This window comes from Halorubellus amylolyticus (assembly GCF_034808145.1).
In the GTDB taxonomy this organism is placed as follows: domain Archaea; phylum Halobacteriota; class Halobacteria; order Halobacteriales; family Natrialbaceae; genus Halorubellus.
This window is the reverse complement of record NZ_JAXHGM010000001.1, coordinates 736842-748472: the sequence shown is the minus strand read 5'-3', so window position 1 is coordinate 748472 and position 11631 is coordinate 736842. Positions and strand designations below refer to the sequence as shown.

Annotated in this window: 11 protein-coding genes; 8 read left to right on the top strand and 3 right to left on the bottom strand. The window is 69.6% G+C overall.

What is annotated here, in order from left to right:
* Nucleotide 1 precedes the first annotated feature (1 nt).
* On the top strand, nt 2–469 hold the full coding sequence (locus tag SM754_RS03755) for a DUF5615 family PIN-like protein (RefSeq protein WP_323674870.1): 468 nt from the start codon (nt 2–4) through the stop codon (nt 467–469).
* 25 nt (nt 470–494) lie between these two features.
* On the opposite strand, the gene SM754_RS03750 is transcribed toward SM754_RS03755, so the two are convergent.
* The gene (locus SM754_RS03750; protein WP_323674869.1) at nt 495–1514 is read right to left on the bottom strand and encodes a cell division protein CdpA domain-containing protein; all 1020 of its coding nucleotides are present in this window, start codon (nt 1512–1514) and stop codon (nt 495–497) included.
* Nucleotides 1515–1663: 149 nt separating this feature from the next.
* Between SM754_RS03750 and SM754_RS03745 the strand changes: the two genes are divergently transcribed.
* The 3 genes from SM754_RS03745 (at nt 1664) to SM754_RS03735 (ending at nt 3298) form a co-directional block, all read left to right on the top strand.
* Entirely contained in the window at nt 1664–1948 is a 285-nt protein-coding gene (locus SM754_RS03745; RefSeq protein WP_323674868.1) for a DUF5789 family protein, read from the top strand.
* Nucleotides 1949–2026: 78 nt separating this feature from the next.
* Nucleotides 2027–2734: a CPBP family glutamic-type intramembrane protease gene (locus tag SM754_RS03740; RefSeq protein ID WP_323674867.1), complete on the top strand. Its 708-nt coding sequence runs from the start codon at nt 2027–2029 to the stop codon at nt 2732–2734.
* Between the two features lie 99 nt (nt 2735–2833).
* Nucleotides 2834–3298: a DUF302 domain-containing protein gene (locus tag SM754_RS03735; protein WP_323674866.1), complete on the top strand. Its 465-nt coding sequence runs from the start codon at nt 2834–2836 to the stop codon at nt 3296–3298.
* 25 nt (nt 3299–3323) lie between these two features.
* On the opposite strand, the gene SM754_RS03730 is transcribed toward SM754_RS03735, so the two are convergent.
* Together SM754_RS03730 and nreA are read right to left on the bottom strand one after the other, a co-directional pair.
* Nucleotides 3324–3536 (bottom strand): hypothetical protein, encoded by a 213-nt coding sequence (locus tag SM754_RS03730; protein WP_323674865.1) that lies wholly within the window; start codon nt 3534–3536, stop codon nt 3324–3326.
* Between the two features lie 119 nt (nt 3537–3655).
* Nucleotides 3656–4936 (bottom strand): DNA repair protein NreA, encoded by a 1281-nt coding sequence (gene nreA / locus SM754_RS03725; RefSeq protein WP_323674864.1) that lies wholly within the window; start codon nt 4934–4936, stop codon nt 3656–3658.
* 225 nt (nt 4937–5161) lie between these two features.
* On the opposite strand from nreA, the gene SM754_RS03720 reads away from it, so the two are divergent.
* The 4 genes from SM754_RS03720 (at nt 5162) to SM754_RS03705 (ending at nt 11540) form a co-directional block, all read left to right on the top strand.
* Nucleotides 5162–6244 (top strand): glycosyltransferase family 4 protein, encoded by a 1083-nt coding sequence (locus SM754_RS03720; RefSeq protein ID WP_323674863.1) that lies wholly within the window; start codon nt 5162–5164, stop codon nt 6242–6244.
* A gap of 225 nt (nt 6245–6469) precedes the next feature.
* Nucleotides 6470–6853 carry a DUF7518 family protein gene (locus SM754_RS03715; RefSeq protein ID WP_323675258.1) on the top strand — a complete coding sequence of 128 codons (384 nt, stop codon included), beginning with the start codon at nt 6470–6472 and terminating at the stop codon, nt 6851–6853.
* A gap of 33 nt (nt 6854–6886) precedes the next feature.
* Nucleotides 6887–10462: a chromosome segregation protein SMC gene (gene smc, locus SM754_RS03710; RefSeq protein WP_323674862.1), complete on the top strand. Its 3576-nt coding sequence runs from the start codon at nt 6887–6889 to the stop codon at nt 10460–10462.
* Nucleotides 10455–11540, top strand: a complete 1086-nt coding sequence (locus SM754_RS03705; RefSeq protein ID WP_323674861.1) for a segregation/condensation protein A — start codon at nt 10455–10457, stop codon at nt 11538–11540. Before smc ends, SM754_RS03705 begins: the two co-directional genes overlap by 8 nt.
* The last annotated feature ends 91 nt before the right edge of the window (nt 11541–11631 follow it).

Genomic DNA, 11631 nt, shown 5'->3' with positions numbered 1-11631 from the left:
GATGAAGCTACTCCTCGACGCGATGTGCGGCGGCGTCCGCGCGTACCTCCGCGTCTGCGGGCACGACGCCGCGTACGCCCTCGACCGCGGCGTCGAGGCCGACGACGCCATCGCGGCGCTCGCTCGCGACGAGGACCGCGTCGTCGTCACCCGCGACCGCGACCTCGCCGGCGCGACCGAGAGCGTCCTCCTCCGCGAACGCGAGCCCGTCGACCAGCTACGCGAACTCGCCGCCGCGGGCGTTCCCCTCGAACCGACCGACGAGCTCGAACGCTGCGGGCGCTGCAACGGCGTCCTCGACCGGGTCGACGAGACCGGCGCGACGCCCGCCTACGCGCCCGACCCCGGCGACGAGCGAGTCTGGCGGTGTCGCGACTGCGGGCAGTGCTTCTGGAAGGGCGGCCACCACGAGCGGATGGTCGAGACGCTCGCCGCCGTGTGCGAGAACGAGACCGCCGACGGCACGTAAGCGGCGGGTCGTCAGCGGGCCAGCTTCAGTTGTTCGGCTGCCAGGCGTCGCAGGCCTCCATGTCGTCCATCTGTTCGTCGTGGTACCCGCAGTACGGCTGGATGCCCTGGTTCGTCTGGACGTAGTCGAAGTGCTCGCAGTTCCCGCAGTAGCGGTCGGCGTGGTTCGTCGACGCGGACTCGGTCGGTTCGTCCTCGAGGACCTCGGCGTCGTAGCCGTCGCCGGCGTGGTCGTCGAGCGGCGAGGAGATGTCCTGCGTGGTCGCGCCGCCGTCGCTCGCCGCCGGATGCCCGCCGGTGGCGCTCGCGTCGCCGGCACCGGCGCGCTTCGAGCGCCGCGCCTGCCGCTGGCTCGGTCGCCCCGCAGTCCCGCCGTCGTTCGCGCTCGTCGACGCGGACGACGACGATGGATCCGCGGTCTGCGTCTCGACGTTCCCGTCCGGCTGCCGGCCGAGCATCCCGACGCCGCCGCCGAGGTCCGCCGCGGACCGCTCGCCCTCGCGGACCGCCTCGGCGGTCTCCTCGTCGACCTCGACGACGCGCGTCTCGCCCTCCTGCGTGATGCGGAGTTCGATGGTGCCACCGGGGTCGTTCCGCGTCTTGAAGTTCACGACCGCCGTGAACAGCGTCCAGATGCTCGTGAACGCGCCGAACACGTAGACCGCGGCGACGACGAGCGTCAGGTCGGTGTCGGCGGCGGTCGACGTCACCCAGTACGTCGGGTACGCGTACCAGAACAGCGCGACGCCGAGCACGCAGATGCTCGCGCCGATTGCCGCCGCGCCACGCACGCGGTTGCTCGCCGGCAGCACCGTGAACACGCCGAGGAGGACGGCCGGGAAACCGACGCCGCCGAGGACGCCCGCGATCTTCCGCGCGCCGAGGACGTCCACGCCGACCGTCGCGAGGACGTTCGTCCCGCCGGCGACGATGCCCGCGAGCGTCAGGACGACGCCGACGACGAACAGGCCGGTTCCGGCGTACAGTCGGCGGACGCTCCCCACCTCTCCGACGTTGTCCTCGTACACGTCCGCGAGACTCGTCATGCGTCCGCGTTGGAGCGCCTCCGACAAAAGGGTGCGTCAGACAATCGGCAGCCGCCGGTGTCGGACGTCCCCGGCGGTCGCGTCGCCGCGGTCGCTCGACGCCCGCTTGAAGCGAAAGGTTGAATCGCGGCGCTCGCAAAGCGCCGAGCATGGCAGACGACGAGGAAGCGGAAGACGAGCCCGCCGTCGAACTCGGCTCGGGTGCGTCCGTCGAGGGCGCCCCGGTCGCACGCGTCGCGTCGCGACTCAAGTACCCCCAGCAGAAGAGTCGGGTCCTCGAACTCGAGGGCGACAGCGAGATCCGGACGCCGGAGGGCCCGCGGACGCTCGCGGACGTACTCGACGAGGACGACACGACGTACTTCGACACGCGCCAGTCGTTCGTCGACGCCGTCCAAGACGTCGTCGGCGACGGCCCGGTCGCGACCGAGTGACTCCGGGACCGTGGTCCGGGTGACGTCGACGGGAGCCGCGACCGCGACCGCCGACACCACCGGGTCTGCGTTCGCCGCATGAGCACGCGGACCGCAGCGGCGCTCGGTCGCGTCCGCGACGGCTGGCGGGACCTGTCCTGGACCGCGAAGTCCCTCGTCTGGGGGTTCGTCCTCACCGTCCTCTGGATGCGGTACTCGCCCGCGGGCCTGGACCGCCGCATCGTCGTGGACGGCCTCATCTTCTTCGTCGGTCCGATGGCGCTCGCCGCGACGCACGGCCGCGACATCGGGTACCGCGTCGACCGGCGCGCGGTCCGGAACGCCGCCTTGCTCGCGCTGTTCGTCCTCCCGTTCTACCTCGTCGGTTCCTCGCTCCCCTCGATTCGGGAGTTCTACCCGATGTGGGGGACCGCGGCCGAGCTCCGTGACCCGGGCGCGTTCGCGGTCCACGCCGCGAAGCAGTTCGCGCTCGTGCTCGCGGTGGAGACGTACTACCGCGGGCTGCTCTGCGTCGGCGTCGGCGAACGCTTCGGTATCAAGGCCGCGTTCATCAGCCCGGTCGTGTACGCCGTCCATCACGCGACGAAACCACCGATCGAGATACTGCTCTCCGGGCCGACGGACGTCCTGTTCGGCGCGATCGACTACAAGTCGAACTCGCTGCTCCCGAGCGTCGTTGCGCACGGCGCCGGGCTCGTCCTGCTCGACTGGCTCGTCATCCACGACCCGATCATCGCCACCGACACCGTCCTCGGGTGGCTCCGGTGGCTCCCCATCCCAGTCTGAGCGCTCGTCGGGCACGGGCGCGAAGACAGCTGGCGGTTGCGCGACCGTCGTGCCCAACTCGCCGTACGCTTTTCAGCCGCGAGCGCCGAGAGGAGAGTGATGACACTCCCAATCGACCCGGAAGCGGTCAGCGAGTCGGACGTCGGTACGAAGCGCGCGGTGCTGGAGATGGACCACGAGGACGCCGTCGAGCACGTCCGCGAGGCGTTCGTCGACGCCGGGTTCGGCGTCGCGACCGAGTTCTCGCCGAGCGACATGCTGAACGAGAAGGTGGACGCCGGCCGCGACCCGTACTACGTCCTCGGCGCGTGCAACCCCGGGGTCGCGGACAAGGCGCTGGACGTCACGAAGGACATGGGCGGGCTGTTCCCGTGTAACGTCGTCGTCTGGCAGGACGAACCCGGCGTCCAGCACGTCTACCACGTCTCCATCATGAAGATCGCGCGCCTCGTCGGCATCGCGCCCGATACCGACGACTGGCAGGCGATCGTGGACGAGACCGGCGAGTACGTCGAGGCGGCGATGGCGAACCTCGACGGCGAGGTCCTCGCGGTCGAGGACTGACCGCCACTCGGGGCCGCGTCGTCGGTCAGCGCTCGTCTTCGAGTTCCTCGACGCGTTCGCGGAGCGCGTCGACCTCGCGTTCGAGGTCGGTCACGCGACTCGGGTCCGGGAGCGCGACGATGCGTCGGACGAGCACGTACCCGATGACCGCGAGGACCACGAGCGGCAGCAGGATGAATCCGATGACGATGAGTTCGTTCACGCCGGGCACCTGGAGCGGGAGCGAGAACGCGGGCATGCTAGGTCGGTTCGCTCGGGGACGTCAAGAATCGCCGGGTCGGTCGCTCGACTCTCGGCCGGTTGGACTCCTCGATTACCGTCCGGCGGGAGTCACCGACTCCCGTCCGGTCGACGCCGTCACGCCCAGTCCGCGAGCGACGACTGGAGGCCCGAGACCATGCTCGACTTCCGGCGGAGGCGGTTCGTCGACACCGGGAGGTGCGGTTCGATGGCGCGGACGGCGGTCGCGAAGTCCTCGGCTTCGCCGGGTTCGTCGTCGAACGCGTTCCGCACGCTCTCGCGGACCTGCCAGACGCCGACCGGCGCCCAGTAGTCGTCGCTGACCTCGCGGAGCACGAGGCACTTCGCCTGCCGGCCGCGCTCCACGAGGTGCTCGAGGACGCCGAGCCGGCTCGCGTAGTACGCGCCCGCGGTCTCGCCGACGTACCCGCTCCGGCCCTCGAAGCCCTCGCTCGCGGCACCCATCCAGACCTCGCCGCCGCCCTGATTCCAGATGCTCCCGGGGGCCTTCATCTCGACGAGCTCGAACTCCCACTTGCCGGGCGCGAGCACCACCCAGTAGCGGTTCCCCATGAACTCGTTCTCGTGCACCTCCACCTGGTCGACGCTCTGGGTGCCGCGGAGCTGGCCGCGGAGGTACTGACCGACCGTGTCGTCGACCGCCGTGATCGACCACCGCGTCGGCACGAGCCGCCGGTTCTCGCCGCGACCGAGCGCGCCCGCCGACAGGATGTTGTTGATCTCGTAGACGTCGAACCCGCGCCGGTAGAGGTACGTCATCGCGCCCTGGGCCCGCCAGTCGTCGTCCTCCAGCGTCTTCTTCACGGGCCGCGGGACGTACGGGTTCTCCGCGAGCTCGGCGCGGTTCGCTCGCGCTCGCGGCCCCCGCGGCGCGCTGATCTCGCCGCCGTCGAGGTCCAGCTCGGGCGTCCCGTCCAGGCCGATCTCGACGTCGACGGGGTCGCCAGCGATCGCGACCTCGCGTTGCGTGCCGAGGAACCCGCTCCAGGCGTCGTGGACGCTCTCGGAACCGTCGAACGTCCCGGCGTCACGGACGTCGGCGCGCCGGTTCGAGTTGAGGAGCGAACTCCGGCGTTGGACGACGTCGTCGATGCCGACCGCGCCGTACCAGGACGCGTCCGTCACGAGGCTCTCCGGGTCGACGTCGCCCGCGACCGGCGACAGCAGGCCCGTGGACACGTCGGGGTAGCCCGACCGGCCGACGAACACGGACGGCGACGTCGACCCGAACAGGTCCCCGCCCTGCACCGACTCCTCGAACGCGCGCTCGAAGTCCTCCAGGTACTCCGTCACCTCGTAGGACTTCTCCTTCGCGAGCCGCCGGCGTCTGGCGTCCTCGTCGGGCTCCAGGCCGTCGATGTAGTCGTCGAGCCGCATCTGTCGTCCGTTCGTCGTCGTCGGGCATGAACCTGACCCCTCGCCGCCGGTTGCTCGCCCCTCGCGGTCCGCTGTCGCCGTTGGTACGTGCCGTGGTCGTCAGCTGTCGTCGTTCGCGCTGCCGTGGTCGTTCGGTCGCGTCGACGGCGGTCTCGGCGCACCGAACGGTGAGGTGGCCGTCACGGAGCCGATTCGTTTAATACCCGTCCTGTGTCGGTTGTGGGTATGCGCGTCGTGTTCGTCGCGTTGGAGACCGCTTTTCATCGTGGGTCCGAGGCGAACTCCCGGGTCCGCGGGGTCGCGGAGCGTCTCGCTGCGCGCGGGCACGACGTCGTCGTCCTCTGCGGGAAGTGGTGGACGAGCGGCGACGAGACGTGGACGGAGAACGACGTGACGTACGAGGCGGTCGTGGACGACGTGACAGCCGAGCGGTCGTTCCGCTGGGCGCTCACCACGCGCATCCCGCGCCGCAGTCCCGACGTCGTGCACGCCGCCGGGACGCCGGCGTGCCAGGTTCCGGCCGCGAAGAAGGGTGCGCGGATGGCGCGCGCGCCGCTCGTGACGGACTGGTACGGGGACGTCGACGGGTACGGTCGGACCGAGCGGAAGGCGCTCTCGAAGGCCGACCGCGTCCTCGTGCCGTCCGCGCTCGTCGAGACGGCGGTCCGCGAGCACGTCGACCTCGCGGCGGACGCGGTCGAGGTCGTCCCGAACAGCGTGAGCGTCGACCGCGTCCGGGCGACCGAACCGGACCGCGTCGGCGACGTGGTGTACGCGCGCCGGCTTGACGACGGGGCGAACCTCGAGTCGCTCCTGCTCGCGCTCGCGGAACTCCGTCAGACCGACTGGACCGCGACGGTCGTCGGCGACGGCCCGGCGCGAGCGCGGTACGAACGGCAGGCTCGCGACCTCCGCATCGACGACCGCATCACGTGGCTCGGCGAGTGCACGCGGGAGGAGCGCATCGCGGTCTACCGGGGCGCGCACGTGTTCGCGCAGACCGCCGACGAGTGCCTGTTCCCGACGGAGTTCCTGTGGGCGCTCGCGAGCGGGTGCGTCGGCATCGTCGAGTACCACGCGAACTCGAGCGCGCACGAACTCGTCGAGCACTACCTGAAACCCGGCGGGGACCGCGACCGGGCGTTCCGGACGACGAGCGAACAGGAGCTCGCGGACGCCATCCGCGACGCCGCCGACCTGGAACGCCTCGACTACGACCCGGCGTTCGACGAGTACGACCACGACGTCGTCCTCGAGTCCTACCTCCAGTGCTACCGCGAGACCGTCGAGGCCGCCGGGCTGTTCTAGCCGGCGCGGCCCGGTGCCGGGACGGTCGCGTCGTCGTCGACGCGGAGGAGGCACGCGACCCCGGACGATGGCTTATAAACGTGCAGTCGAGTGGTGTGGTATCGTCCCCCAGTACTGGCCGGGAACTCGCGTCTCGCGCCACCAGCCGACCACCCGCCAGCACATTACAGGAATGATACATTTGTCTTGCGTACCATTAAGAGACTCCGCCCGCGCGTATCCTGTATGCCAACGAACCGGGTTGAGGAACTCGAGGCCACCGTGGCGGAGCTCGAGTCCACCGTCCGCGGCCTCACCGAGGAACTCGTAGAGACCAAAGAGCGCGTGCGCATCCTCGAAGCCGAACTCGACGCCGACCCCCAGACCGTCGTCGAGGACGCCGACCCGAACGTCGACCTCGGCGCCGACGAGAGCGCCGCGCAGACCACCGCCCGCGGCGACATCCCCGAGAGCGAGGCGACCGACACCGAGATCGTCACGCCCGAAGCCGGCCAGGAGGACGTCGCCGAAGCGACGAAGGAAGCAGTCGAAGGAGACAAGCCCACCGAGGGCGAAACGGGCGACGATTCGGAGGATTCGGACGTCGGCGACGACATCATCGTCGCCTGACGCCGGCATCCCCGCGGTGGATTCGGACTAACAATGCACATCAAGGAACTCGTCCTCGAGAACTTCAAGAGCTTCGGGCGGAAGACCCGGATCCCCTTCTACGAGGATTTCACGGTCGTCACCGGCCCGAACGGGAGCGGGAAGTCGAACATCATCGACGCCGTCCTGTTCGCGCTCGGCCTCGCTCGGACGCGAGGGATTCGCGCGGAGAAACTCACCGACCTCATCTACAACCCCGGGCACGCCGACGGCGACGCCGGCAGCGGCCCGAAGGAGGCGATCGTCGAGGTCGTGCTCGCGAACGACGAGGGGCGCCTGTCGCGCTCGCAGGTCGAGAACGCCGCCGGTACCGACGACGTCGGCGACGTCGGCGAGATTTCGGTGAAGCGACGCGTCAAGCAGACCGAGGACAACTACTACTCGTACTACTACCTGAACGGGCGCTCGGTGAACCTCTCGGACATCCAGGACCTCCTCGCGCAGGCCGGCGTCGCGCCGGAGGGGTACAACGTCGTCATGCAGGGCGACGTGACGGAGATCATCAACATGACGCCGTACGCCCGCCGCGAGATCATCGACGAGATCGCGGGCGTCGCGGAGTTCGACGCGAAGAAGGCGGACGCCCTGGAGGAGCTGGAGACGGTCAAGGAGCGCATCGAGGAGGCGGAGATCCGTATCGACGACAAGCACGACCGCCTCGACCAGCTCGCCGACGAGCGTCGCGAGGCGCTACGGTATCGGCGGCTGCGCCGCGAGAAGGAGGAGTACGAGGGCTACCTGAAGGCCGCGGAGTTAGAGGACAAACGCGAGGCGCTCGCGGACGTCGAGGGCCGCATCGACCGGAAGCAAGCGGCGCTCGAGGACCTGGAGCGCGAGCTCGACGAGCGCCAGGGGAAGGTGCTGCGTCTCGAGGACGACCTCGAGGAGTTGAACCGCGAGATAGAGCGGAAGGGCGAGGACGAGCAGCTCCAGATAAAGAGCGACATCAACGCCATCCAGAACGACATCGAGCTCCTGGAGGAGAAGGTGTCGTCGAGCGAGGACGCGATCGAGTCGGCGGAGGCGGACCGCCGGCAGGCGTTCGTGCAGGTGGACAAGAAGCAGGAGGAGATCGAGGCGCTCGAGGACGAGATCAAGGAGTGCAAGGTCGAGAAGTCGTCGTTGATGGCGGACGTCCAGGACAAGCGCGCGGAGCTCGCGGACCTGCAGGCGGAGATCGACGCGATAGACACGGAGTACGACGAGCTCAAGGGTGAGCTCCAGGACCGCAAGGAGGCGTTGGAGGCGGCTCGGGACGAGAAGAACGAGCTGCAGCGCGAGCAGGACCGGTTGCTGGACGAGGCGCGGCGGCGGTCGAACGAGATCGCCGAGGTCGAGGACGACGTCGAGGCGGCCGAGGCGGAGATTCCGGAACTGGAGGCCGAGCGCGAGGACCTCCAAGACGAGCTGGAGAAGGCACGCAAGAACGCGCTCTCGATCGAGGGCGTCGTCGACGACCTGAAGCGAGAGAAGCAGGCGACCCAGAGCGACATCGAGGACGTGGAGGACGAGCTCCAGCGCAAGCAACAGGAGTACGCGGAGCTGGAGGCGAACGCGGAGGCATCGGGCGATTCGTCGTACGGGCGGTCGGTGACGACCATCCTGAACTCGGGGATCGACGGCGTGCACGGGACGGTCGCGCAGCTCGGGAGCGTCGGCGGGCAGTACGCGCAGGCCTGTGAGACCGCTGCGGGCGGGCGGATGGCGAACGTGGTGGTGGACGACGACGTCGTCGGCCAGCAGTGCATCGACCACCTGAAGTCGCGGAACGCGGGCCGCGCGACGTTCCTCCCGATGACGGACATGCACGACCGGTCGCTGTCGAGTCCCCCGGACCTGCCGGGCGTGGTGGACTTCGCGTACAACCTCCTCGACTTCGCCGACGAGTACACGGGTATCTTCAGTTACGTCGTCGGTGACACGCTCGTCGTGGAGGACCTGGAGACGGCGCGGGACCTCCAGGGCGACTATCGGCTCGTGACGCTCGACGGCGACCTCGTCGAGAAGTCCGGGGCGATGACTGGCGGGTCGTCGTCGGGGTCGCGGTACTCGTTCGCGAAGTCCGGGCGCGGCGAGCTGGAGCGCGTCGCCGAGCAGATAACCGATCTCCAGGAGCAGCGCGAGGACCTCCGCGAGGAGCTCCGGGACATCGACGACCGCTTAGACGATGCACGCGACCGGAAGGCGGACGCGACCGATGCGGTCCGTGACGTCCAGACCGACATCGACGCGGTCGAGGCGGAGGTCGAGTCGACGCGGGAGCGCGTCGAGCGCCTGGAGGGCCGGAAGGCCGAGCTCGAGGGCGAGCGCGAGGACGTGGACGCGGAGATGCAGGAGATAGAGGCCGCGGTCGGCGAGAAGCAGGCGGAGATCGCGGACATCGAGGAGGACATCGACGAGCTCGAGGGCGAGCTCGCGGATTCGCGCGTCCCCGAGTTGACGGCGGAGATGGAGGCGGTCGAGGCGGAGATCGACGACATCGAGGGTCGCGTGAGCGACATCGACGGGTCGTTGAACGACCTGACCTTGCAGAAGGAGTACGCGGAGGACGCCATCGAGGACCTCCACGACGACATCGAGGACGCCCAGGACCGCAAGGCCGAGCACGAGGACCGCATCGCGGAGCTCGAGGGCGACATCGAGGAGAAGGAGGCGGTCCTCGAGGAGAAGCGCCGGAAGGTCCTGGAGCTCGAGGACGAGCTGGAGGACCTGAAGGCCGAGCGCGAGTCGGTCCGCGAGGCGGCGAAGGCGGCGCGACAGGCAAGGGACGAGCAACAGCAGCAGGTGGACGCGGTCGAGTCGACGGTCGAGAGTCTCGAGGCGGAGCGCGAGGACCTGGAGTGGGAGGTCGAGAGCCTGGAGGCGGAGGTCGGCGAGTACGACCCGGAGGACGTCCCGGACCACGATGCGGTGGTGGAGATGGTGGAGTGCTTCGAGGGGGACATGGCGGCGATGGAGCCGGTGAACCAGCTCGCTATCGACGAGTACGACGAGGTGAGGGACGCGCTCGAGGAGTTGTTGTCGGGGAAGGAGACGCTCGTCGAGGAACGAGACGGGATTCGCGACCGCATCGACTCCTACGAGGCGCAGAAGAAGCAGACGTTCATGGACGCGTACGAGGCGATCAACGAGCAGTTCACGGACATCTTCGAGCGGTTGTCGAACGGGACGGGGACGCTGCATCTGGAGGACGAGGCGGACCCGTTCGAGGGTGGGTTGACGATGAAGGCGCAGCCGGGCGACAAGCCCATCCAGCGGCTGGATGCGATGAGTGGCGGGGAGAAGTCGTTGACGGCGTTGGCGTTCATCTTCGCGATCCAGCGGCACAATCCGGCGCCGTTCTACGCGCTCGACGAGGTGGACGCGTTCCTGGACGCGGCGAACGCGGAGCGCGTGGGGCAGATGGTGGACGAGCTCGCGGGCGACGCGCAGTTCGTCGTCGTGTCGCATCGGTCGGCGATGCTCGACCGCTCGGAGCGCGCGATCGGCGTGACGATGCAGGACGACAACGTCTCGGCGGTGACGGGCATCGACCTGGCGGGCGGCGAGGGGGTGCCGGCGGATGACTGACGGCGGCGACGGCGAGGCGGCCGAGGAGACGCCGCGCGCTGACGGTGGGAGCGATCCGGCGTCGATGCTCGACATCGCGGGCCACGAGGACCGCGAGCGCCCGGGTGACGCGGACGACCCGTTCGGTAGCGACGACGGCGGCGAGGGCGCGGAGTCGGGTGGCGACGGTGACGCGGATCCGTACGCGGACGCCGCCGACGCGGCGGACGCGACCGCGGAGACGATGGACGAGGTGCTGCCGGACGAGGACGCGATGGTCGACGGCGACGACGACGAGGTCGAGCCGGTGGAGGTCCTGGTGACGCTCGCGGAGAACGGCGAGATCGACCCGTGGGACATCGACGTCGTCAGGGTGACCGAGGAGTTCCTGGATGCGCTGGACGACGCGGACCTGCGGTCGTCGGGGCGGGCGTTGTTCTACGCGAGCGTGCTCGTTCGGATGAAGGGCGACGAGCTCCTGCACGGGAGCGACGACGACGAGGAGGACGAGCTGGAGCCGTGGGAGGAGCCGTTCGCCGAGGGACCGGAGGGCGGCACGGAGGGCGGCGAGCGGCCGGGCGACTTCGATCCGGTCGCGGCGTTGGAGGACGAGATGGAGCGGCGGTTGGACCGCAAGCACGCGCGGGGGACGCCGGAGACGCTCGACGAGCTGGTGCGCGAGCTCCGCGAGGCCGAGCGGGGGTCGTGGTGGAAGCGCCAGCGCGAGTACGATACGAGCGATTCGCCGTCGGGGTACGGGCGCGGCGAGCAGACGCTCGACTATCGGTCGGCGGACGACTTCCGCGTGGACGACGAGCCGACGGAGGCGGACGTGACGGGGACGACGCACGAGGAGGACATCGAGTCCGTCATCGAGGACGTGGAGGCGACGGTACGCGAGCACTACGACGCGGGTCGCGACGAGGTCCTGTTCCGCGAGGTCGCGGCGGCGTACGGGTCGCGCGTGCAGACGTTCCTCGCGGTCCTGTTCATGAGTCACCGCGGGACGGTCCGCCTCCAGCAGGACGAACTCTTCGGCGACCTGTGGGTGCAGGACCCGAACGCGGCGACCGCGAGCGAGAGCGCGGCTGCTGACTGACGGCCGCTCTCCGGTGGCTGCGAGCTCCTCGGACGTTACGTCGAGGAGCGGACGGCCACCCCCGACCAATGTCATGGTAACTCATGGCATG

Coding starts and splice junctions, on each gene's coding strand:
- SM754_RS03755 (WP_323674870.1), top strand. CDS start 2: ATGAAGCTACTCCTCGACGCGATGTGCGGCGGCGTCCGCGCGTACCTC.
- smc (WP_323674862.1), top strand. CDS start 6,887: ATGCACATCAAGGAACTCGTCCTCGAGAACTTCAAGAGCTTCGGGCGG.
- SM754_RS03730 (WP_323674865.1), bottom strand. CDS start 3,536: ATGCCCGCGTTCTCGCTCCCGCTCCAGGTGCCCGGCGTGAACGAACTC.
- SM754_RS03740 (WP_323674867.1), top strand. CDS start 2,027: ATGAGCACGCGGACCGCAGCGGCGCTCGGTCGCGTCCGCGACGGCTGG.
- SM754_RS03705 (WP_323674861.1), top strand. CDS start 10,455: ATGACTGACGGCGGCGACGGCGAGGCGGCCGAGGAGACGCCGCGCGCT.
- SM754_RS03715 (WP_323675258.1), top strand. CDS start 6,470: ATGCCAACGAACCGGGTTGAGGAACTCGAGGCCACCGTGGCGGAGCTC.
- nreA (WP_323674864.1), bottom strand. CDS start 4,936: ATGCGGCTCGACGACTACATCGACGGCCTGGAGCCCGACGAGGACGCC.
- SM754_RS03750 (WP_323674869.1), bottom strand. CDS start 1,514: ATGACGAGTCTCGCGGACGTGTACGAGGACAACGTCGGAGAGGTGGGG.
- SM754_RS03720 (WP_323674863.1), top strand. CDS start 5,162: ATGCGCGTCGTGTTCGTCGCGTTGGAGACCGCTTTTCATCGTGGGTCC.
- SM754_RS03745 (WP_323674868.1), top strand. CDS start 1,664: ATGGCAGACGACGAGGAAGCGGAAGACGAGCCCGCCGTCGAACTCGGC.
- SM754_RS03735 (WP_323674866.1), top strand. CDS start 2,834: ATGACACTCCCAATCGACCCGGAAGCGGTCAGCGAGTCGGACGTCGGT.